This is a genomic window from Acidocella sp. C78 (genome assembly GCF_907164655.1).
In genome coordinates, this window is sequence record NZ_CAJQZK010000028.1 from 1 (window position 1) to 19,164 (window position 19,164).

At 64.9% G+C, this 19,164-nt stretch carries 22 protein-coding genes and 1 tRNA gene; 16 read left to right on the top strand and 7 right to left on the bottom strand.

All coding sequences use genetic code 11. The annotated features are described in order from the left end of the window. The first annotated feature begins 306 nt into the window (after positions 1 to 306). From ACIDOCELLA78_RS000000110255 to ACIDOCELLA78_RS000000110300, 10 genes are all read left to right on the top strand, one after another. Positions 307 to 600 carry an STAS domain-containing protein gene (locus ACIDOCELLA78_RS000000110255; RefSeq protein WP_201729490.1) on the top strand — a complete coding sequence of 98 codons (294 nt, stop codon included), beginning with the start codon at positions 307 to 309 and terminating at the stop codon, positions 598 to 600. Further along, positions 597 to 962: a response regulator gene (locus ACIDOCELLA78_RS000000110260; protein ID WP_201729491.1), complete on the top strand. Its 366-nt coding sequence runs from the start codon at positions 597 to 599 to the stop codon at positions 960 to 962. Before ACIDOCELLA78_RS000000110255 ends, ACIDOCELLA78_RS000000110260 begins: the two co-directional genes overlap by 4 nt. Positions 963 to 976: 14 nt before the next feature. Beyond that, the gene (locus tag ACIDOCELLA78_RS000000110265; protein WP_201729492.1) at positions 977 to 3,187 is read left to right on the top strand and encodes a chemotaxis protein CheA; all 2,211 of its coding nucleotides are present in this window, start codon (positions 977 to 979) and stop codon (positions 3,185 to 3,187) included. 15 nt (positions 3,188 to 3,202) lie between these two features. Further along, positions 3,203 to 3,655 (top strand): chemotaxis protein CheW, encoded by a 453-nt coding sequence (locus ACIDOCELLA78_RS000000110270; RefSeq protein ID WP_324482417.1) that lies wholly within the window; start codon positions 3,203 to 3,205, stop codon positions 3,653 to 3,655. Then, the gene (locus tag ACIDOCELLA78_RS000000110275; RefSeq protein WP_201729493.1) at positions 3,652 to 4,548 is read left to right on the top strand and encodes a protein-glutamate O-methyltransferase CheR; all 897 of its coding nucleotides are present in this window, start codon (positions 3,652 to 3,654) and stop codon (positions 4,546 to 4,548) included. Before ACIDOCELLA78_RS000000110270 ends, ACIDOCELLA78_RS000000110275 begins: the two co-directional genes overlap by 4 nt. Next, positions 4,545 to 5,603 carry a chemotaxis response regulator protein-glutamate methylesterase gene (locus ACIDOCELLA78_RS000000110280; RefSeq protein ID WP_201729494.1) on the top strand — a complete coding sequence of 353 codons (1,059 nt, stop codon included), beginning with the start codon at positions 4,545 to 4,547 and terminating at the stop codon, positions 5,601 to 5,603. The genes ACIDOCELLA78_RS000000110275 and ACIDOCELLA78_RS000000110280 overlap by 4 nt, the downstream gene beginning before the upstream one ends. Beyond that, the gene (locus tag ACIDOCELLA78_RS000000110285; RefSeq protein WP_201729495.1) at positions 5,603 to 5,998 is read left to right on the top strand and encodes a response regulator; all 396 of its coding nucleotides are present in this window, start codon (positions 5,603 to 5,605) and stop codon (positions 5,996 to 5,998) included. The genes ACIDOCELLA78_RS000000110280 and ACIDOCELLA78_RS000000110285 overlap by 1 nt, the downstream gene beginning before the upstream one ends. Further along, on the top strand, positions 5,995 to 6,564 hold the full coding sequence (locus tag ACIDOCELLA78_RS000000110290; protein WP_201729496.1) for a chemotaxis protein CheD: 570 nt from the start codon (positions 5,995 to 5,997) through the stop codon (positions 6,562 to 6,564). The genes ACIDOCELLA78_RS000000110285 and ACIDOCELLA78_RS000000110290 overlap by 4 nt, the downstream gene beginning before the upstream one ends. 76 nt (positions 6,565 to 6,640) lie before the next feature. After that, positions 6,641 to 6,976 (top strand): hypothetical protein, encoded by a 336-nt coding sequence (locus ACIDOCELLA78_RS000000110295; protein ID WP_249676459.1) that lies wholly within the window; start codon positions 6,641 to 6,643, stop codon positions 6,974 to 6,976. Positions 6,977 to 7,420: 444 nt separating this feature from the next. Then, positions 7,421 to 7,666: an acyl carrier protein gene (locus tag ACIDOCELLA78_RS000000110300; protein WP_249676474.1), complete on the top strand. Its 246-nt coding sequence runs from the start codon at positions 7,421 to 7,423 to the stop codon at positions 7,664 to 7,666. Positions 7,667 to 7,682: 16 nt separating this feature from the next. On the opposite strand, the gene ACIDOCELLA78_RS000000110305 is transcribed toward ACIDOCELLA78_RS000000110300, so the two are convergent. Further along, positions 7,683 to 8,228 carry an ester cyclase gene (locus ACIDOCELLA78_RS000000110305; protein ID WP_201729498.1) on the bottom strand — a complete coding sequence of 182 codons (546 nt, stop codon included), beginning with the start codon at positions 8,226 to 8,228 and terminating at the stop codon, positions 7,683 to 7,685. Between the two features lie 200 nt (positions 8,229 to 8,428). Between ACIDOCELLA78_RS000000110305 and ACIDOCELLA78_RS000000110310 the strand changes: the two genes are divergently transcribed. Further along, a complete protein-coding gene (locus ACIDOCELLA78_RS000000110310; RefSeq protein WP_201729499.1) occupies positions 8,429 to 9,265 on the top strand; it encodes an MBL fold metallo-hydrolase in 837 nt (278 codons plus the stop codon). Positions 9,266 to 9,316: 51 nt separating this feature from the next. On the opposite strand, the gene rpoH is transcribed toward ACIDOCELLA78_RS000000110310, so the two are convergent. Both rpoH and ACIDOCELLA78_RS000000110320 read right to left on the bottom strand, forming a co-directional pair. Further along, positions 9,317 to 10,228 carry an RNA polymerase sigma factor RpoH gene (gene rpoH / locus ACIDOCELLA78_RS000000110315; protein WP_201729500.1) on the bottom strand — a complete coding sequence of 304 codons (912 nt, stop codon included), beginning with the start codon at positions 10,226 to 10,228 and terminating at the stop codon, positions 9,317 to 9,319. A 264-nt stretch (positions 10,229 to 10,492) separates the two neighbouring features. Beyond that, positions 10,493 to 11,470, bottom strand: a complete 978-nt coding sequence (locus ACIDOCELLA78_RS000000110320; RefSeq protein ID WP_249676504.1) for an RluA family pseudouridine synthase — start codon at positions 11,468 to 11,470, stop codon at positions 10,493 to 10,495. A 70-nt stretch (positions 11,471 to 11,540) separates the two neighbouring features. Between ACIDOCELLA78_RS000000110320 and ACIDOCELLA78_RS000000110325 the strand changes: the two genes are divergently transcribed. From ACIDOCELLA78_RS000000110325 to ACIDOCELLA78_RS000000110335, 3 genes are all read left to right on the top strand, one after another. Further along, a complete protein-coding gene (locus ACIDOCELLA78_RS000000110325) occupies positions 11,541 to 11,954 on the top strand; it encodes a hypothetical protein (RefSeq protein WP_201729501.1) in 414 nt (137 codons plus the stop codon). Positions 11,955 to 11,962: 8 nt separating this feature from the next. After that, the gene (locus ACIDOCELLA78_RS000000110330) at positions 11,963 to 12,148 is read left to right on the top strand and encodes a DUF2256 domain-containing protein (RefSeq protein WP_201729502.1); all 186 of its coding nucleotides are present in this window, start codon (positions 11,963 to 11,965) and stop codon (positions 12,146 to 12,148) included. A 36-nt stretch (positions 12,149 to 12,184) separates the two neighbouring features. Continuing rightward, positions 12,185 to 12,260: transfer RNA gene (locus tag ACIDOCELLA78_RS000000110335), tRNA-Glu, on the top strand. Between the two features lie 204 nt (positions 12,261 to 12,464). Here ACIDOCELLA78_RS000000110335 and ACIDOCELLA78_RS000000110340 read toward each other — a convergent pair. Continuing rightward, positions 12,465 to 13,535: an alpha/beta fold hydrolase gene (locus ACIDOCELLA78_RS000000110340; protein ID WP_249676477.1), complete on the bottom strand. Its 1,071-nt coding sequence runs from the start codon at positions 13,533 to 13,535 to the stop codon at positions 12,465 to 12,467. Positions 13,536 to 13,817: 282 nt separating this feature from the next. Between ACIDOCELLA78_RS000000110340 and ACIDOCELLA78_RS000000110345 the strand changes: the two genes are divergently transcribed. Next, a complete protein-coding gene (locus ACIDOCELLA78_RS000000110345; protein ID WP_201729503.1) occupies positions 13,818 to 15,011 on the top strand; it encodes a serine hydrolase in 1,194 nt (397 codons plus the stop codon). A 300-nt stretch (positions 15,012 to 15,311) separates the two neighbouring features. After that, positions 15,312 to 15,953 carry a DsbA family protein gene (locus ACIDOCELLA78_RS000000110350; RefSeq protein ID WP_201729504.1) on the top strand — a complete coding sequence of 214 codons (642 nt, stop codon included), beginning with the start codon at positions 15,312 to 15,314 and terminating at the stop codon, positions 15,951 to 15,953. A gap of 11 nt (positions 15,954 to 15,964) precedes the next feature. Here ACIDOCELLA78_RS000000110350 and ACIDOCELLA78_RS000000110355 read toward each other — a convergent pair whose 3' ends face one another. The 3 genes from ACIDOCELLA78_RS000000110355 to ACIDOCELLA78_RS000000110365 are packed head-to-tail and all read right to left on the bottom strand — an operon-like array spanning position 15,965 to position 19,046. Continuing rightward, entirely contained in the window at positions 15,965 to 16,789 is an 825-nt protein-coding gene (locus ACIDOCELLA78_RS000000110355) for a carbohydrate ABC transporter permease (protein ID WP_201729505.1), read from the bottom strand. A 1-nt stretch (position 16,790) separates the two neighbouring features. Beyond that, positions 16,791 to 17,714, bottom strand: a complete 924-nt coding sequence (locus ACIDOCELLA78_RS000000110360; protein WP_201729506.1) for a carbohydrate ABC transporter permease — start codon at positions 17,712 to 17,714, stop codon at positions 16,791 to 16,793. Between the two features lie 24 nt (positions 17,715 to 17,738). Then, positions 17,739 to 19,046 (bottom strand): ABC transporter substrate-binding protein, encoded by a 1,308-nt coding sequence (locus ACIDOCELLA78_RS000000110365; protein WP_201729507.1) that lies wholly within the window; start codon positions 19,044 to 19,046, stop codon positions 17,739 to 17,741. Positions 19,047 to 19,164: the final 118 nt, after the last annotated feature.

Here is a 19,164-nt window from a genome sequence, read left to right on the forward strand (position 1 = left end):
ATCTTCCTCGCCGCAGGATCTCCGAAGTCCGTCGCGGATCTGCGGAGGGTATCCTGAGTGGGGACATGGGACGTGACCGTTCTTGATCATCCGGTTGGCCGGCATCGGCAGCCCTGGCGAGGGCGCGCGCGGCCGCCCCTCCTTCCGGCTCTCGTCGGGAGCGGGCGGTGACCGTGCCGGTTTTCCCCCTCGGGCGCTGCCCTGCCCGTCGCGGCATCCGCTCCGGCCGTATCCCCCGTTTAAGTTACCGGGCGCGTCATCGCGCCCGCGCCTGCGAGCGGAAGCTTGCCGAGGAGCACCCCAACCATGACTGACACCGCGGACCCGTTCGCGCTCGATCCTGTTCTCGACCTCAAGGCGGCGTCTCCTCTGGCGCAAGGGCTGCTCGCGAAACGCGGCACCGATCTGCGGATCGATGGTTCGCTGGTCGAGCGGCTGGGCGGCCAATGCCTGCAGGTCCTGCTTTCGGCCCGGTCCACCTGGGAGGCGGATGGCCATGCGTTCGTGATCGAACGCATGGCCGCGCAGATGGAAGCAGCGCTCGAATTATTCGGCATCGGTCCTGCCGCGTTTCAATTTCAGAAGGATATAGTCGCGTGACCAAGACGATTCTCACCGTGGATGATTCGCGCACCATGCGTGACATGCTGCGCATGTCGCTGGTCGAGGCGGGGTATCGGGTGGTGCAGGCCGAGGATGGTGTGCACGGCCTTGAGGTGCTGCAGGTCGAGACGCCGGACGTCATCGTGACCGACATCAACATGCCGCGCCTCGATGGTTTCGGGTTCATCGAGGCGGTCCGCAAGGATGCCACATGGCGCACCACACCGGTGCTGGTGCTCACCACCGAGGTGGACCCCGAAAAGAAGGGGCGGGCGAAGGCTGCTGGTGCAACGGGCTGGATCGTCAAACCCTTCGATCCGGTCAAGCTGGTCGATGCGATCCGGCGTGTTGCGGCATGATGGGAGTCTGACCGATGGATCCGATGGCGGAGATCCGCGAAACCTTCTTCCAGGAATGCGAGGAACAGCTCGGCGAGCTTGAAACCGGGCTGATGCGGATGGAGTCGGGGCAGACCGATTCCGAGACGGTGAATGCCGTCTTTCGTGCCGTCCACTCGATCAAGGGTGGCGCCGGCGCGTTCGGTCTGGAAGATCTCGTGCATTTCGCTCATGTCTTCGAGACGGTGCTCGACCTGATCCGCGCGGGTCGGCTGGAGCCGTCGCCGGAGGCGATGCGCGTCATGTTGCGCGCGTCCGATGCGCTGGCCGATCTGGTGCGCGCGGCGCGCGACGGCAGCACCACCGATCCCGTGCGGATCGCCTCGATCGTGTCGGAACTGCGGCAATTGACCGGCGAGCCCGACGCCGGCGACGCCGAGGATGACGATTTCGCCGACATCGCCTTTGCGGCAGTGCCGGTCACGATCGAGACCGAGGCTGCGCCGCCGCCGGGCTGGATCGTCCGGTTCAAGCCCCTGGCCGATCTTTACGCCAAGGCCAATGAGGCTGGGCTGCTGCTGCGCGAGCTTGGCCGCCTCGGCCCGATGCGGGTGACGGTCGATGCCGAAAGCCTGCCGGATCTCGCCGCCCTCGATCCTGAGGGGGCCTATCTCACATGGACGATCGTGCTGGATGCGGACTGCACGGAGGACATGATCCGTGCCGTGTTCGAGTTCGTCGAGGACGATTGCGAAATCCAGATCGAGAGGAACCTGCCCGCCGACGTGGCTGTGGCCGCGAGTTCGTCCGCCGTCGCTGCGGATGCCGGGCAACCCTCCGACGACGAGATCCTTGCCTTGCTGCGGAACGCGGCGGCGAGTGTGGAGGCGCCAGCGGTCATCGAGCCCGAGATCGTGGTGGCTCCGCCTCCGCCGCCTCCGGCAGTTTCGCCGCCGCCGGAGCCCGAGCCCGCTTCGGCGTCTGCCGAAGCGCCAGCCGCGCGCAACGATGCCGCGCAGGGCGTGGGGGCGACCATCCGTGTCGATCTCGACCGCGTGGACCGGCTGATCGACCTCGTCGGCGAGCTTGTCATCAACGAGGCGATGCTCTCGCAGCGCGTGTTCGAGGCCGGGCTTGCCCGCGCCTCCGCTGTCATGACGGCGTTGGACGAGCTTGAGCAGCTGACGCGCGAAATCCAGGACAGCGTGATGGCGATCCGCGCGCAGCCCGTGCGCTCGGTCTTCCAGCGCATGCCGCGCCTCGTGCGCGAGGTCGCGACGATGACCGGCAAGCAGGTTCGCCTGCTGACCGATGGCGAGACAACCGAGGTCGACAAGACGGTGATCGAGCGGATCGTCGATCCGCTGACCCACATGATCCGCAACGCCATCGATCACGGTCTTGAATCAACCGAGGCGCGCCTTGCGGCCGGGAAGCCGGCCGAAGGTCTGGTGAAGCTGACCGCGCTGCACCGTTCAGGCCGGATCGTCATCGAAGTCGAGGATGACGGGGCCGGCATCAACCGCGAGCGGGTGCGGGCGAAGGCGGTGGAGAAAGGTCTTGTCTCGCCCGACGCCCCGCTTACCGACGAGGAGATCGACAACCTCATCTTCATGCCCGGATTCTCCACCGCAAGCGAGATTTCCGACATTTCGGGGCGTGGCGTCGGCATGGACGTGGTGCGCCGGTCGGTGCAGGCGCTGGGCGGACGCATTTCCATCGCCTCGCGGCCGGGCAAGGGCTCGACCTTCACGCTCAGCCTGCCGCTCACCCTCGCCGTGCTGGATGGCATGGTCGTCAGCGTCGATGGCCATACGCTGATCGTTCCCCTGAGCGCCATCGTGGAGACGCTGCAGCCACGGAGCGAGCAGGTGCATACGCTCGGTGTCGATGTCCGGGTGCTGGCCATGCGCGGAGGGTATATCCCGCTGGTCGATGTCGGCGCAGCACTCGGCTATCGCGCCATGCCGGCGGAGCCCGAAAAGAGCGTGGCGCTGCTGGTCGAGGGCGAGGGGGGCGTGCGCGCCGTCCTTGTGGTCGATGGCATTCAGGGCCAGCGCCAGGTCGTGATCAAGAGTCTCGAGGCGAATTACCGGGCGGTCCCCGGCATCGCGGCAGCCACCGTGATGGGTGACGGCCGGGTCGCCCTCATCCTTGATGTGGATGCGATCGTTTCCGTGACGCGGAGCGACAATCTGCGGGTCGACGCATCTCGTGTCGAACCGATCCTCATGTCAGCGAGTTGAATGATGAATGAAGTCATGACCAGCGGGTCCGGGGCCCGCGAACTGATTGCCTTCCGGGTCGGCGTTCAGGAATTCTGTGTCGACATCATGGCGGTGCGTGAAATCCGCGGCTGGACGGCGGCGACGGTTCTGCCGCAGTCGCCTGGATATATCTGCGGCGTGATCAACCTGCGCGGCGCGGTGCTGCCGATCGTCGATTTCGCGGTCAGGCTCGGTCTGCCCCGCTCGGAGCCGACCGCGCGGCATGTGATCATCGTCGTGCAGATCGACCGCCAGATGGTCGGCCTGCTGGTGGATGCCGTGTCCGACATCCTGACGATGAATGACAATGCAATCCAGCCGACGCCGGATGTGGCTTCGGACGTGGTCAAGAGTTTCGTGCGCGGGCTGATGCCAGTGGATGGGCGGATGATCAGCCTGATCTCGCTCGATCACGTTCTTCCGGCTGTGGAACGGGAAGCCGCATGAGCCTACGGCCGCGACCACGGCGCGAAAGCGAAGGTCTGATCGAAGGCGCGGAATATGTCCTCACCCGAGAGGATTTCCGCACCATTGCCCGGATCATGCGTGAGGAGGCGGGGATTGCGCTGCCCGAGGCCAAGGCCACGCTCGTGTATTCGAGGCTGGCGAAGCGCATCCGGACGCTCGGGCTCGAAAGCTTCGCCGAATATTGCGAGCTTGTCGAAAGCGCGGCGGGCGGCGCCGAGCGGCAGGAGATGCTCGGCGCGTTGACCACGAATGTCACGCGGTTTTTCCGTGAGCCGCATCATTTCGACCATCTGCGCACCCGGGTCCTGCCGCCGCTATTGGCCCAGGCGCGCAGCGGTGGGCGGGTGCGGCTGTGGTCGGCGGCCTGTTCCAGCGGCCAGGAGCCCTATTCGATGGCGCTCACCGTTCTGGCCCTGCTGCCCGAGGCGCCGCGCTATGACATCCGGATCCTCGCCACCGATATCGACCGCACGATGCTCGCGACCGGCCGGGCCGGGCTGTATGACGCCTCCGAGATCACCGCGGTGCCGCAGGAGCTGCGCGAGCGCTGGTTCGAGCCGGCCAACAACAATTCGCCCAAGTTCCGGATTGCGGAGGCCGCCCGATCGCTGGTGGCGTTCCGCTCCCTGAACCTGATCGGCAACTGGCCCATGCGCGGCCGGTTCAATGCTGTGTTCTGCCGCAATGTTGCAATTTATTTCGATGACGAAACGCAAAAGCAGGTCTGGGCCCGCATGGTGCCGCTGCTCGAGGAGGGCGGCGCACTCTATATCGGCCATTCGGAACGCGTGAGCGGCCCGGCCGAAGCGTCTCTCCGGAGCGATGGGATCACAACCTACCGGCTCATGGCTCCCCGGGGGACGAAAGGATGACGGTACGTGTTCTGATCGTGGACGATTCGGCCACGATGCGCGGCGTCATCGCCGCCTCGCTCCGGCGCGATCCCGAGATCGAGATCGTCGGAGAGGCCGGCGATCCCTACGAGGCTCGCAGCGCCATCAAGGAACTCAACCCGGACGTGATCACCCTCGATGTCGAGATGCCGAACATGAACGGTCTCGATTTCCTGGAAAAAATCATGCGGCTACGGCCGACGCCGGTGATCATGGTCTCGAGCCTTACCTCCGAGGGCGCGCGGGCGACGCTGCAGGCCCTGGAGATCGGCGCGTTCGACTGTGTGCCGAAACCGGCACTCGGCGACCGCCATGAATTCGATCTGCTGGGCGAAAAGATCAAGGCGGCGGCGAAGACCAGGCTGCGGATGCGGCCGCGGGAGGCGGGCGCTGCGCGGCCGGCATCGGTCACGCAGTCCGGCAATTTCCGGCCCGACGGGCGGTTGATCGCCATCGGGGCGTCCACCGGCGGTGTCGAAGCGCTGATCGAGGTGCTGTCCCGTTTTCCTGCCAATTGCCCGCCGACAATGGTGGTGCAGCACATGCCGCCGGCCTTTACCCGCAGCTTTGCCGATCGCCTGAACAGGCTCTGTGCGCCGACGGTGACGGAGGCCCAGAACGGCATCGCGGTACAGCCAGGGCATGTCTATGTCGCCCCCGGCGATGCACATCTCGAACTGGCCGGCACGATGAACAATGGCCGCCTGCACTGCCGCCTGCACGATGGCGAGCGCGTCAGCGGGCATCGGCCTTCGGCCGATGTGCTGTTCACATCCTTCGCCCGGGTCGCGCGCGGGCGCGGGCTCGGGGTGATACTGACCGGCATGGGGCGCGATGGCGCCGAGGGGCTGGCCGCGATGCGCGAGACCGGCGCCGAGACGATCGGCCAGGATGAGGGCTCCTCGATCGTCTATGGCATGCCGAAGGCCGCCTTCGAGATCGGCGCCGTGGGCCGCCAACTGCCGCTGACCACCATTGCCGATCACATCGTCAAAAGCACCAACGCCATCTCCATCACCCGGGAGCCAAACTAATGCCTGTTGCCAGCTCGTTGAGCATTCTTATCGTCGACGACCAGCAGACGATACGCAGCCTCGCGCGGGTTGGGTTCGACGCAATCGGAATCGGCGAAGTGATCGAGGCCGAGGATGGCGAAGAAGCGCTCAAACTGCTCCTGACCCGCAAGACGCCAATTCATCTTGTGATCTCCGACTACAACATGCCCAAGTTCAACGGTCTCAGCCTGTTGCGGGCGATCCGCGCGCATGGGCCGATCAGCAAGACGGCCTTCATCATGCTTACCGGACGGGCCGACAAGCAGATGGTGATGAGCGCCGTCGAGCACGGGGTGAACAATTACCTGGTCAAACCCTTCACGACCGAAGCGCTGAAGGAAAAGATCGAAGCCGTGCTCGGGACGCTGACGTGACGCTTGCAGGCCCTCCCTCGCTGGACCTCGCCCGCCGAATCAACATCGTGCAGGGCGAATATCGGGTCGAGCGCGATCCTGATATTGTGCTGTGCACCATTCTTGGCTCCTGTGTCGCCGCCTGCCTGTGGGATCCGATGGCGGCGGTCGGAGGGATGAACCATTTCCTGCTGCCCGGCCAGTCTTCCGTCCGCTCCGGTGGCGGGGCGGCCCAGCGGTACGGCGCCTATGCAATGGAACTGCTGATCAACGATCTGCTCCGGCATGGCGCGCGGCGCGAGCGACTCAAGGCGAAGCTGTTCGGCGGGGCCTGCCTGGTAAAGGGGCTGACGGATATCGGCCGTCTGAATGCCGAGTTCGCCGAGCGCTTCCTGAACGCCGAGAGCATCGAGATCGTCGGCGGCAGCCTGCGCGGCGAGCGCGGGCGGCGCATCCAGTTCTCCCCTACCACCGGGCGCGCCCGACAGACATTGCTTGCGGCAGATCAGCCTGCCGTTCTGCGCGCCGAGCCCGATCTGCGCACCCTCAAGACACCACCGCCCAGCGGTGCGGTCGAACTGTTCTGAACGGATATCTGCCATGGCCGCCTACAGGACACCCCAGGATTCCACCGAAACCAGGCTTGAAGTCATGTCGTCCAGCATGCCCATGAACGAGCTGTTCGGGATCATCGAGGCGGAACTGGTCGATCTCGGCGCCTATGCGCTGCGGATGCAGGAAGTGCTGAGCCCGGCCCTTGTCGCCTCGCCGCAGAGCAGCCTCTACCGCCAGGAAGCGCAGATGCTCGACATCCTGACCCAGAGGTTGCAGGGGCTTCACACATTCATGGAACATTTGCGGCTTGTCCTGCCGGATGGCTGGTCGATCGATCCGGGCCGCGCGGCGCGCGAAGTTGTCGTCGGGGCGCTGGCCGAACGCCTCAGCGGCGTCAAGGAGCCGACCGTTACAAGCGCTTCCGGGGATCTCGAACTTTTCTAGCACCGCATCCGACCGGATATGGCCGGCCGATCCGTTAGAGCATCATCCGATCGGATGGAGTCATCTGCTTGGGTAAAGATGGTTTAATTATCAAAATGATAGAGCGTTGCATCCGATCCGGATGGATCGGAAAGTGCTCTAATGGCGGCAGGATTGCCAGACGGACGGCGTCTCCCGCCCGGCCCGACAGGATTGGACATTGATCATGCCAGAGACCAGGACTTGGCAAATATTTGATTTCATCATTTTGCAAAATCGTGTTTGGTCCGGTCTCGTCGCCGGGTCAGGCTTCCCGTCACTTTTGGCAGGAGGCTGTACCGGCGACACGCGCAGGCCATGCGGCAACAAGCATGGACGCGTGTTGCGGCAACAATGGCCGTGGCAGGGAAGGAGACGGTGGTGAGGATGGCAGATCAGCCCGACGATATCGCCACGCGAGTCGCAATGATCTTCGCCCGCCTGTTCCCTGATCTGCCGCAGAGTGAAATTCCGGTCGCGTCCATGCGCTCGGTGCGGGATTGGGATTCGATCGCAACGCTCAGCCTCATCGTGGAGGCGGAAGAAGAATTCGGAATCACCATCGGGTTCGACAGCGCCGATGTGGTGGAAAGCTTTGACGATCTCTGCCGGATTGTTTTGCGCCGCCGCATCGGCTTCGAAGACATACCGGCCTGGCATCTGCGCCACTGATGCCCCAGGCGGCGGTTCAGATCGGCTTGCCCTCGCTGGTGGCCCAGGCGGCCATCAGCACGTTGCTCTGCTGGCTCTTGTCCAGCACCTTGCGCGCCGTCTCGGCTCCCGCGACGGGCAGGCCCGCTGGATCGAGCAGGCCGAGCTGAACCAAAACCGAGGCCTGATCCCAATAGATATGCTCGTGAACCAGCTTGTCGCCGTCGAACTGCACGATCGCGACAAGGGGAATCTCGACGCGGCGGCCTGTGGGCGGAATGCCGGGCACCATCCAGTCGATCTCGGATGTGTGGGTGAAGCGGAAGATCATCTCGTCGACGATGCTGCTCGCCCCCACGGTGCGGCTGACCGGCACCATTTCCGTATCCGGCGGGTTGGCACCGATGAAATGATATTTGTAGAACCGCTTCAACTGGTCATGGCCGACACCGCCTGTCATTGTCGGGATGTGGTTGACGTAGGGGGTGGCAACCATCGTCGCCATCGTGGCGTCGACGTCCCGGGTCTCGAATTCGTAGCGGCAATGCGCCTCCCAGAGCGCTTCCAGATCGTGTTGCGACATACCTTGTTCCTCCCTGCGGTGCTTGCGGGCCGGCGCGCACCCGCCCTGGAACGGATCATCCGCTTTCGCCCGGTCAAGAGCAAGGCCGGCCGCCGGCCCCGTGCATGCTGGTCAAGCAGGGCGGCACCGGTCTAAGCTTTGCGGATGAAACATTGCACTTGTCCTGAATTCCGGAGGCGGGCGCGTGGCCCGGCGGCCTCGTGCCGTTCCTGACCGAGGCCGAGCCGCGGCGCGGCATTGCCCATGACGTGTTGCCCGGAATCCGGCGGGTCGTGGCGCGCAACCCCGGCGTCATGACCTATCACGGCACCAATACCTGGCTGATCGAAGCGGCGGATGGGCTGACCGTGCTCGATCCCGGGCCGGACGATCCAACCCATGTGGGCGATGTGATCGAGGCGGCGGCCGGTGTGCCGATTCGTCGAATCCTGCTTTCGCACACGCATCGCGACCATCTGGGCGCCACGGCGGGCCTGCAATCGGCCACGGGGGCTACCACGTATGGGTTTCACCGGCCGGCGACGAAGCTGTTTCAGCCCGATCGCCCGATCGGCGAGGGCGATGTCGTCGCCGGGCTGACCGCGCTGCACACGCCGGGTCATGCGAGCGACCACCTCGCCTTCGCCTATCACGTGCCGGAGGTGGGCGAAGTTCTCTTCAGCGCGGATCACGTGATGTCGTGGTCGTCCTCGATCGTCAATCCGCCGGATGGCGACATGAAGGACTATTACGACAGCCTGGAGCGCCTGCTCGGGCGGTCGGATGTGCTGTATCTGCCGGGTCACGGCCCGGTGCTGGAACGGCCGCGGGAACTGGTGCGGGAGATGCTGGCGCATCGGCAGAAGCGCGAAACCGCCATTCTCGAGGCTTTGCGGGCCGGGCCGGCCACGGTGACCGACATCGCTGCCCGGCTCTATGCGAAACAGGACCCGATGCTGAAAATCGCCGCCGAGCGCAACGTGCTGGCGCATCTGCTGAAGCTGCGCGCCGAGGCGCGGGCCGAAGAACATGGCGAGGTATGGCGGGTGGCGGCCTGAAACGCCGCCCGTGAAAAACCCCCGGCATCAGCGGATGCCGGGGGGCTCAATTCAGGCGATGGCGCGGTCGGCCAAGGCTTGGCGCTGTTCGGCGCGCTGTTCCGCGACCTGCGCCTTCATCGATTTCTGCAGCTTCTCGAAAGCACGAACCTCGATCTGCCGCACCCGCTCGCGCGAGATGTTGTATTGCTGCGAGAGATCCTCGAGCGTCGTCGGGTCGTCCTTGAGACGGCGCTGGATCAGGATGTGCCGCTCGCGGTCGTTCAGCGTCTTCAGCGCGGTGGCGAGAAGCGCGCGGCGGCCGGTCATTTCCTCGTGCTCGCCGATCGCTTCTTCCTGACTGTCCGCATCGTCGACCAGCCAGTCCTGCCACTCGCCCTCGCCATCCATGCGGATCGGCGCGTTGAGGCTGTGGTCGGGCGCGGTCAGGCGGCGGTTCATGCTCACCACGTCCTGCTCGGGCACGCCGAGCACGCGAGCGATCTTTTCCACCTGCTCGGGCTGCATGTCGCCATCGTCGATGGCCTGCATCTGCCCCTTGAGCCGGCGCAGGTTGAAGAACAGCTTCTTCTGCGCCGCCGTGGTGCCCATTTTCACCAGCGACCACGAATGCAGGATATATTCCTGAATCGCGGCACGGATCCACCACATCGCATAGGTGGCGAGGCGGAAGCCGCGTTCCGGGTCGAACCGCTTGACCGCCTGCATCATTCCGACATTGCCTTCGGAAATCAGCTCGCCCACCGGCAGCCCGTAGCCGCGATACCCCATGGCGATCTTGGCCACCAGGCGCAGATGCGAGGTCACCAGCTTGTGTGCGGCGGTCTGGTCGTTGTTGTCGCGCCAGGCGCGGGCAAGCCGGTCTTCCTCCTCCGGAGAAAGCATCGGGAACTTGCGGATTTCCTGCAGATACCGGGCGAGGTTGCCTTCGCTCGGGGCCATTGTACTGACGCCAGAGGCCATTGGTAGCTCCTTTCGTCTATCTCTACGGAGCCGGCAGACAAATGGATGCGGAGAATCCGAACCCTCGTGATGCCAGCCCCATTCCAGCGGAGTATATATTCAGGTCAGCGATCTTGCCTTGTCACGCTCCCGCGAGAACCCCTGAAAAGGCAGTAACCAGCAGGACAGACCGCCAAACCCAAACTCCGGCTTTGACTGTGGCGTATGTACTACGCCTCAGGGTTGCATGTCAACAAAAAGGACCATTCAAGTCCGGTATTGCAGTCATACGTGATCGGTCATAGCAGCGAGATGTGACAGCAATGTTGCGAGATCTGCCGGCGGCGCGGTCTCGAAGCGCAGCGCCGCGCCGCTGCGCGGGTGGGTAAATCCCAGGATCGCCGCGTGCAGGGCCTGGCGTGGAAAGTCGAGAAGCCCGTCGCGCTGGGGCTGGCGGATCTGGCTTGCGGCGGCCGGGCGGCGGCGGAGATAGACCGGATCGCCGACCAGCGGATGGCCCTTGCTGGCGAGATGCACGCGGATCTGGTGGGTTCGGCCGGTGGCGAGGCGGCAGGCGAGCAGCGCCGCGCCCAAACCGAAGCGTTGCAGCGTGCGATAGCGGGTCAGCGCCGGCTTGCCGCCCCGCGCGACGATGGCCATGCGCTTGCGGTCGCGCGGATCGCGCCCGATCGCGCCCTCGATCTCGCCTTCGGCCGGCTGCGGCGCGCCCCAGCACAGCGCCAGATATTCGCGCTCGATCTCCCGCGCCGCAAAGGCGGCGGAGAGGGTGTGATGCGCGAGTTCGGTCTTGGCGGCGACCATGAGGCCGGACGTATCCTTGTCGAGCCGATGGACGATGCCCGGCCGGCGCTCGCCACCGATGCCGGCCAGGCTGTCGCCGCAATGGGCGATCAGCGCGTTGACCAGCGTGCCGTCCGGATTGCCGGGGGCGGGATGCACAACGAGGCCGGCAGGCTTGTCGATCACGATCAGGTCGTCATCTTCATGCAGGATCACGAGGTCGATCGCCTGCCCCTGCGGCGTCGCCGGCGCGGCCGGCGGCAAGGCGAGGGCATAGGCGGCGCCGGGCCGCACCGCCGCGGAGGGCAGGGTGATTGTCGCGCCGTCGCAGGTCACCGCGCCGGCCTCGATCAGCGCCTTCAGCCGCGAGCGCGATATCTCCCCGAGGCGGGCGGCCAGAAACCGGTCGAGCCGTTCGCCGCGATCGGCCTCGGTGGCGTGGAACGGCTCGCCCCGTAGGATGGCGTATCCGCCGGCAGGCTGCCGGCGGATGGAAGGTCTTGAGCGGCTGCGTTGATTTCGGAGTTCACGAATGCAGGATACACCAATCCGGCCACGGCCGGCACGCGAGGCTGGCCCGCAGAATCTGCGGGGGCTGAAAGCCCTCGTGATCGGGCTTGGCATACTTGTCGTGCTGGGCACCGCGCTTGTCATCGGGGTCATGGTCAAGCGGCTGATCGCGCCGAAACCGACGGCCGTGCGAACGGCGGCGCTCGTTTCCGCCGCCCCGGGCGTTGCCGCCGCGCCACCGGGGGCGGCTGCGCCCGCTGCGCCCGGGCGACCCTTTTCCGTGGTGCTGCCCGGCGGGGCGGGCGCGCAGGTTACCGGCCTTGCCGCGGCGGGCGGCCTTGTCGCCGTTCTGCTCCGCGGCGGCCAGGGAAGCGAGGTCGTGTTCATCGACCCGCGCACCGGGCGGGTGGCCGGCACCGCTGCGACGGCACGCTGACAGTGCCGATGCGGCGCAAGGCTGATTTGCCCAGCAAGATCTGCGAGGCCTGTGGCCGGCCCTTCGCCTGGCGGCGCAAATGGGCGCGCAGCTGGGAGACGGTGAAATTCTGTTCCGACGCCTGCCGCACCGGCCGGCGCGACGCGGCACGGGCCCGCCTGCGTCCGGCGGGAAAACCGCACGACGGCGCTTGATGAAGCCGGCGAACTCGATTATCTACCGCGCACGGCGTCCCGTTCGTCTAGAGGCCTAGGACACTGCCCTTTCACGGCGGCAACAGGGGTTCGAATCCCCTACGGGATACCATTATTTATCAACGGTTTATATACCGTTTTTCGCTTCTCCCCTTACGTCATACGGAATACAGACGGCATATGCGGGAATGTGGTCCCTCCGCCATCCCCCGCTCGTCATGATTGCGTGATCGCTGTTCGCCCGCGATCGGCGGGCACGGTGCCGGCCGCTGGTCTCACGATTTTGTGGGCCAATGGCCGGGCAGCTCGGCCGCTTTCAGGGCGCCGCGAGCAGATCTTTCAGCGCAGCATCGACCTGCGGCACGTAGGTCGGCTCAAGCGCGAACAGGCCGGCATGGCCGAAACGGGTGTCGATCACCCTGAACGCGGCGCCCGGCGTCAGCTTCGCCTCTTCCTCGCAATCTGCCGGCGGGAAGAACATGTCGGAACTCAGGGCGAGCACCGTGGTCCTTGCCCGGATTCGCCCGAGTGCCGCGGCAAGGTCGCCATTGGCATGGCGGCTGACGTCGCCACGCTGCCACTTTCGTGCCATCAGGATCAGGTTGTTCGGGTCCATCGGCAGGAAATAGGCGTTCAGAAACCCCACGAAAAAATCGTCCAGCGAGGAAAAGCCGAGGTCGCGCCAGAGTTCGAGGCGATAGAACTCCTGGCACAACCCGGTCAGCGCGAACGCCCGTGCGTGGCGGATCAGGCCGGCCCGCACATCTCCCGAATTCCTGTAATGACCATCGTTGAATGCAGGATCGGATGTCAGCGCATCGATGAAACTCTGTCCGATCAGCCTGCAATGCGGTTTGTTCTTCGCCGTGCCGGCAATCGGCGCCGCGCGCCTCACGAAATCGGGATAGCGCACGGCCCATTCATAGGTCTGCTGTGCGCCCATCGATGCGCCGACCACCAGTTGCAACGCTTCAAGGCCGAATTTTTCGGTCACCAGCCTGTACTGCGCGACGACGTCGTCACCGATGCGCACGCTCGGGAAATCGGGGCCGTGGAACGCCCCCTCGGTGTTGTGCGGCGACGAGGACAGGCCGCTGCCGATCTGATTGGCGATGATGATGAAATAGCGCTCGGGATCGAGCGCCCGGCCGGGCCCGACCAGCGTCTGCTCCATGATCTTGCTGGTGCCCGAATACCATGTCGGGATCAGGATCGCGTTGTCCCTAGCTGCGGACAGGCGGCCATGCGTCGCGAAAGCGAGTTTTGCCCCGCGAATCGTGCCGCCATCCTCGAGCACGAAATCACCGAGATCGAACATCTCGAACGGGCCATGCAACTCCTGACCGTAATACGCGCTCATCCTGCCCTCCCATGCGGTCGTGCCCATGCGATCGCATCGCTGCGACGCCTGCTTTCCCGCGCCAGAATGTCGCGGAGTTTGGTTCTGGCAACAATACAGCCGCCAAGGTGGCTGTCACGATTGTTGCGTTTCCGAACACCGAATGTAATGCGGCGCCGGTCAGCTGTTGTGGAAATCAGTCATCGTGCTCAATATCAGCGCAAATGCCCGGTCGGGTAGATCGCAATACTCGTTATCGGCGACATTGCCGTCGCGATCCGCGAGGGCTGGCCGGTTGCGCCGGCGGAATGTTTCAAGGGGGGAACCAGAATGAACGCAGAATTCAAAACCGCGGCGGATGCCATCCTCAACCGAGTCGTCGACACGAGCCCGCATGTGCCGGGCGTGGTGGCGATGGCAACCGACCGGAAGGCGAACATCTACGAGGGCGCGGCCGGCGTGCGGACGATGGGCAACAGCCAGAAGATGACCACTGACACCGTGTTTGCGATATTCTCGACGACCAAGGCGGTCACCGGCACGGCCGCGCTCCAGCTCGTCGAGGAGGGAAAGCTCGATCTTGACGCGCCGGCGAGGGCCTATGTGCCGGAAATCGGAGACCTTCAGGTTATCGAGGGGTTCGATGCGAGCGGCAAGCCGAAGCTGCGGGCCCCGAAGCGGGAGATCACCACAAAAATGCTCCTGCTGCATACCGCTGGCCTCGGCTACGATTTCTTCAACGAGACCTATAACCGGCTGTCACAGGAGCAGGGGCTGCCGAGCGTCATCACGGCGACCAGGGCCTCGCTGCGCACGCCGCTGCTGTTCGACCCGGGCGAGCGGTGGGAATATGGCAGCAACATGGACTGGTGCGGACTGGTGATCGAAGCCATCGCCGGAAAGCGGCTCGGCGAGGTCTGCGAAGAGCGTATCTTCAAGCCACTCGGCATGACCGACACCACCTTCGAGATCACCGAAGCCCTGCGCGCGCGCTGCGCCGGGATGCATGCCCGCGGCGCGGACGGCTCGTTGACGCCGATGGAATTCGAACTCACCAACACGCCCGAGGTCCATATGGGTGGGCATGGGCTTTACAGCACGGTCGGCGACTACATGAAGTTCATCCGCATGTGGCTGAACGACGGCGACGGGCCTCATGGCCGGGTGCTGAAGCCCGAAACCGTCGCGATGGCGGTGCGGAACCATCTCGGCGACAAGAAGATCAGGGTGCTGCCGGGGGTGATCCCCTCGCTCTCGAACGATGCCGAGTTTTTCCCGGGCCTGTCTAAATCCTGGTCCTACTCCTTCATGGTGAACGACGAAACGGCGCCCACCGGCCGCCCGGCCGGCGCTATCGGCTGGGCCGGTCTTGCCAACCTGTTTTACTGGATCGACCGTGAAAACGGTTTCGGCGGATTCTGGGCGACGCAAATCCTGCCCTTCGCCGATCCCGCATCCTTCACCGGCTATATGGATTTCGAAACGGCGCTCTACCGGAACTGCGCCACCCGCAAAGCCGCCTGATCCGCAGGGGCGGCGCGCGCCGCCCCGTCCGGCATCAAGTCCGGTGTCGTTTTCACGAACCGCGCGGCCGGCCATACCCGATGGCCGGCCAGCGCCATTTCGCGCCGCGTTCGGGCTGGATGGCCTGTTTCGGCCTGTCCCGGCTCGGTCCGGCGGTGCGACCCCAATCTCTTTCCGTCGTCCGATGGAAGCGGCTGTCTTGATTCAGCGGCGTGATCGTGAAATATATAAAATAGATCGATTGTTCTAAAACGGCGCGGCGTGTCGCCCTGGCCGCGGCAAACTTCAAGGAGAGCCCCGATGGAAGGACCCCACCTCGTCTATTTCGCGGACCCGATGTGTTCCTGGTGCTGGGGCTTTTCGCCGGTGATCGACGCAATCAGCCAGACCTTCGGCGACGAGCTGCCGATCAGGCTGGTGCTCGGCGGCCTGCGGCCGCGCACGGTCGAGCCGATGGATGACAGCGGCCGGGCGGATGTCCGCAGCCACTGGGAACATGTCCACGAAGCCTCCGGCCAGCCCTTCGATTTCGCGTTTTTCGATCGTCCCCGCTTCGTCTACGACACCGAGCCGCCGTGCCGCGCTGTCGCCGTCATCCGCCGGCGGGGCATGCAGCCGGCGCTTGCCGCCCTGAAGCGGATTCACCGCGCGTTCTACGCCGAAAACCAGGACGTGACCGATACCGAAACGCTGGTGCGGCTCGCCGGCGAGATCGGCGTCGATCCCGATCAGTTCCGCGCGGAGTTCACGTCTGACTCGGCAATCGAGGAAACCTGGGCGGATTTCGAACTCACCCAGGGCGCCGGCGTGCGCGGTTTTCCGACGCTGATCGCAGGACAGGGTGACGAGGGGCGCTATGCTCTCGTCACGCACGGGTTTCAGCCGGCCGCCCGCATCCTGCCGGCCCTGGAAGGCTGGTTCGACAAGGCCCGCGCCGCCTGACGCCGGGCCGCTCAGTCCTTCAGCGCGCCGGACATGCCGGCGACGTAGTATTCGACGAAGAAGAAATACACGAGGACGACCGGCAGCGTGCCGAGCAGCGCGCCGGACATCAGCTGCCCCCACTGGAACACGTCGCCGCGCATCAGCTCCGTCGTCAGCCCGACCGAAATGGTCTTGTTCGACGATGAGAACATATAGATCAGCGCGTAGAGATATTCGTTCCAGGAGAGGGTGAAGGAGAAGATCGTCGACGAGATCAGCCCCGGCACCGAGAGCGGCAGGATGACGCGGAACATGATTCGCGGCCAGCTCGCGCCATCGACCAGCGCGGCCTCTTCCAGCTCGCGCGGGATGGAGCGGAGGAAGCCGATCAGCAGCCAGGTGCAGAAGGGGACGAGGAAGGTCGCGTAGATCGGGATCAGCGCCCAGAGCTTGTTGAACCAGTGCAGCTTGATCAGCACCGAGGCGAGCGGGATGAACAGGATCGCCGGCGGCACGACATAGGAGAAGAAGATCGCGGTCGAGAGCGCGCGGGCGCCGAAGAAGCGCAGGCGGACGATGGCGAAGGCGGCGAAGAACGACACGGTGACGCTCAGCAGCGTCGCACCGGCCGAGACGAACAGCGTGTTGGCGAACCAGCGCGGATATTCGGTGGTGGTGAGCAGGCCTATGATGTTGCCGAGCGTCGGGTGGAAGACCCACCACGGGTTGGGCGAGTTGAGCAGCTCGGGCTGCGATTTCAGCGCCGTCAGCACCATCCAGTAGAAGGGCAGCAGCAGGAACAGCAGCATCAGCCCGAGGGGAAGCCAAAGACGCCAGCCGGCGCGGTCGGTCATGTCAGCTTCCCTCCCGTGTCGAGCGCAGGGCGATGAAGGCGAGGATCAGCATGATCGGGATCACCGAGGCGGCGATGGCCGCACCCTGGCCGAGCGTGCCGCCGTTGATCGCGCGCTGATAGGCGAGGGTGGTGAAGACCTGCGTCGCGTTCAGCGGGCCGCCGCGCGTCATCGTCCAGATGAGCTGGAAGTCGGTTACGGTCCAGATCGTCGAGAAGGAGAGCAGGATCGTCGTCACCGGCAGCAGCAGCGGCCAGATGATGCGGCGGAAGATGGTGAAGCGCGTCGCCCCGTCGATCGAGGCGGCCTCGATCAGGTCTTTCGGGATCGCGGTGAGGCCGGCGAGATAGCCCATCGCGAAATAGGGGATGCCGCGCCAGACATTGACGACGATGAGCGAGATGCGGGCAGGCCAGGTTTCGCCGAGGAAGTTGATGTAGCCGTGGATCAGGCCGAGCTTCATCAGCAGCCAGCTGATCGCCGAGAATTGCGGGTTGAGCAGCCAGTTCCAGGCCAGCGCCGAGAGCACGGTGGGCGCGACCCAGGGCAGCAGCATGATCGCGCGGGCGGCGCGGTAGCCGCGGAAGCGGCGGTTGAGCAGCAGCGCGAGGCCAAGGCCGAGGAAGAGTTTCAGCGCCTCCGAGCAGACCGTGTACATCAGCGCGTAGAAGACCGCGCCCTGATAGACCGGGTCGTGGAAGAGCTGGATGTAGTTGCGCAGCCCGACGAAATGCGCCGGCGAGCCGAGCACCGCGTCGCTCAGGCTCAGCCAGATGCCGAGCCCGAGCGGATAGGCGAGCAGAAGAACGAGGATGAGGCTCGCGGGGGCGGCGAGGAGCAGGCCGAGAACGTTCGGCCGGTCGAGCATCCGCCGGAGCCACGAGCCGCTGGGCCGGCCGGCAAGGGCAGGCGACGAAGATGACATGCGTGTCCCCTGCCGGCTGTCGGATCAGGCGCCGTAGATTTCGCGAAGCTGCTGGGCCGCGCGTTTCGCCGCCTCCTGCGGCGCGGTGCCGTGGACGCAGACATCGGCGAACATGTTGACGATGACGAAATCGTTCAGCGCGGTGGCGGCGGCGCGGCCGGGCTTGCCGGCATAGCCTTCCGGCAGGTTGTCCACCAGCGCGTCGCGATACGGGGTGATGTTCGGGTTCGAGGTCCAGATCGGCAGCTTGGCGTAGTCCTTCAGCGCCGGGGTGACATAGCCGAACATCGCCGTCAGCCAAGGGGCCATCTGCGGCTTCTCGCTCATGAAGCGCAGATATTCCTTCGCCGCGTTCGGGTATTTCGAATATTTGAAGATGAAGGCCTGCGAGAACAGGTTGAACATCGTCTGATGTCCGACCGGGCCGACGGGCATCGGCGCGTTCCGCGTGTCCTTGTAGATTTCGGGGAACTTCTCCTTCGCGACATACCAGATGCTGATGCCGTTGATGGTCGCGCTGATCTGCCCGGCGAGGAAGGCCTGGTTGTTGTTGATGTCGAGCCAGGAGGAGACACCCGGAATCATCGTCTCATACAGCGCCTTGGCGTATTTCAAGGCCTCGTAGGTTTCCTTCGACTCGATGGTGACCTTGTTGTTCTCGTCGACCTGCTTGCCGCCGAAGCCCCACAGCACCCAGTGCGTCCAGGTATTGGCGTCGCCCACCGCGTGGCCGAGGGCGAGGCCGATCGGGTGGTTCTGCTTCTTCAGCTTGCGCGAAAGGTCGAGGAAGCCGTCGAAATCCTTCGGGAAGGTGTCGTAGCCGGCTTCCTTCACCCAGCTTTCGCGATAGGCGACGGCATCGCCCGGGCCGCCGATCGGCACCGCGATCCAGCGCTTCTGGGCGTCGTCATAACCGTAGGTGCGGGCGATGTTGTAGAAGCCGCCATATTTCTTCTCGAGATAGCCGCAGACGTCGGAAACATCGACCAGCTTGTCCGGATAGATGAACGGATCGTCGTAGAAGCCCATGATGATGTCCGGGCCGGAGCCGAGCTGGGCGGCGAGGCCGGATTTCGCCTGCACCTCGTCCCAGCTGATTTCCTGGATCGAGACCGGCACGCCGGTCGCCTTGGTGAAGGCTTCCGAGTTCATCTTCCAATGCTTGTCATCGGCGCCGACGAAGCCGGTCCAGCGCAGCATCTGCAGGTGCGCGCCCTTTTCGATCGGCAGCATCGGCTTGTAGCCGGCCAGGGCGATATCGGGCGCCGCACCGGCGGCGAGCGCCCCGGCCGCGGTGAGTTGCATCAGGCGCCGGCGAGAAAATTCCGTCATCTGCGTTCCTCCCAAGGGATTTTGTCTTGTCCGTTGGCGTATTTTATACAAAACATACAGAAAGAGGCAACGATGAATTTCCATCCGCCGGCGCGGCCCATCGCCGCCGGGTCGGAAC

What these genes read in the sequence shown, in the direction of transcription:
- ACIDOCELLA78_RS000000110255 (WP_201729490.1), top strand. Translation starts at nt 307, where the DNA reads ATGACTGACACCGCGGACCCGTTCGCGCTCGATCCTGTTCTCGACCTC.
- ACIDOCELLA78_RS000000110355 (WP_201729505.1), bottom strand. Translation starts at nt 16,789, where the DNA reads ATGACCGACCGCGCCGGCTGGCGTCTTTGGCTTCCCCTCGGGCTGATG.
- ACIDOCELLA78_RS000000110330 (WP_201729502.1), top strand. Translation starts at nt 11,963, where the DNA reads ATGCGGCGCAAGGCTGATTTGCCCAGCAAGATCTGCGAGGCCTGTGGC.
- ACIDOCELLA78_RS000000110305 (WP_201729498.1), bottom strand. Translation starts at nt 8,228, where the DNA reads ATGTCGCAACACGATCTGGAAGCGCTCTGGGAGGCGCATTGCCGCTAC.
- ACIDOCELLA78_RS000000110275 (WP_201729493.1), top strand. Translation starts at nt 3,652, where the DNA reads ATGAGCCTACGGCCGCGACCACGGCGCGAAAGCGAAGGTCTGATCGAA.
- ACIDOCELLA78_RS000000110285 (WP_201729495.1), top strand. Translation starts at nt 5,603, where the DNA reads ATGCCTGTTGCCAGCTCGTTGAGCATTCTTATCGTCGACGACCAGCAG.
- ACIDOCELLA78_RS000000110300 (WP_249676474.1), top strand. Translation starts at nt 7,421, where the DNA reads ATGATCTTCGCCCGCCTGTTCCCTGATCTGCCGCAGAGTGAAATTCCG.
- ACIDOCELLA78_RS000000110360 (WP_201729506.1), bottom strand. Translation starts at nt 17,714, where the DNA reads ATGTCATCTTCGTCGCCTGCCCTTGCCGGCCGGCCCAGCGGCTCGTGG.
- ACIDOCELLA78_RS000000110265 (WP_201729492.1), top strand. Translation starts at nt 977, where the DNA reads ATGGATCCGATGGCGGAGATCCGCGAAACCTTCTTCCAGGAATGCGAG.
- ACIDOCELLA78_RS000000110295 (WP_249676459.1), top strand. Translation starts at nt 6,641, where the DNA reads ATGCCCATGAACGAGCTGTTCGGGATCATCGAGGCGGAACTGGTCGAT.
- rpoH (WP_201729500.1), bottom strand. Translation starts at nt 10,228, where the DNA reads ATGGCCTCTGGCGTCAGTACAATGGCCCCGAGCGAAGGCAACCTCGCC.
- ACIDOCELLA78_RS000000110270 (WP_324482417.1), top strand. Translation starts at nt 3,203, where the DNA reads ATGACCAGCGGGTCCGGGGCCCGCGAACTGATTGCCTTCCGGGTCGGC.
- ACIDOCELLA78_RS000000110280 (WP_201729494.1), top strand. Translation starts at nt 4,545, where the DNA reads ATGACGGTACGTGTTCTGATCGTGGACGATTCGGCCACGATGCGCGGC.
- ACIDOCELLA78_RS000000110345 (WP_201729503.1), top strand. Translation starts at nt 13,818, where the DNA reads ATGAACGCAGAATTCAAAACCGCGGCGGATGCCATCCTCAACCGAGTC.
- ACIDOCELLA78_RS000000110365 (WP_201729507.1), bottom strand. Translation starts at nt 19,046, where the DNA reads ATGACGGAATTTTCTCGCCGGCGCCTGATGCAACTCACCGCGGCCGGG.
- ACIDOCELLA78_RS000000110350 (WP_201729504.1), top strand. Translation starts at nt 15,312, where the DNA reads ATGGAAGGACCCCACCTCGTCTATTTCGCGGACCCGATGTGTTCCTGG.
- ACIDOCELLA78_RS000000110340 (WP_249676477.1), bottom strand. Translation starts at nt 13,535, where the DNA reads ATGGGCACGACCGCATGGGAGGGCAGGATGAGCGCGTATTACGGTCAG.
- ACIDOCELLA78_RS000000110325 (WP_201729501.1), top strand. Translation starts at nt 11,541, where the DNA reads ATGCAGGATACACCAATCCGGCCACGGCCGGCACGCGAGGCTGGCCCG.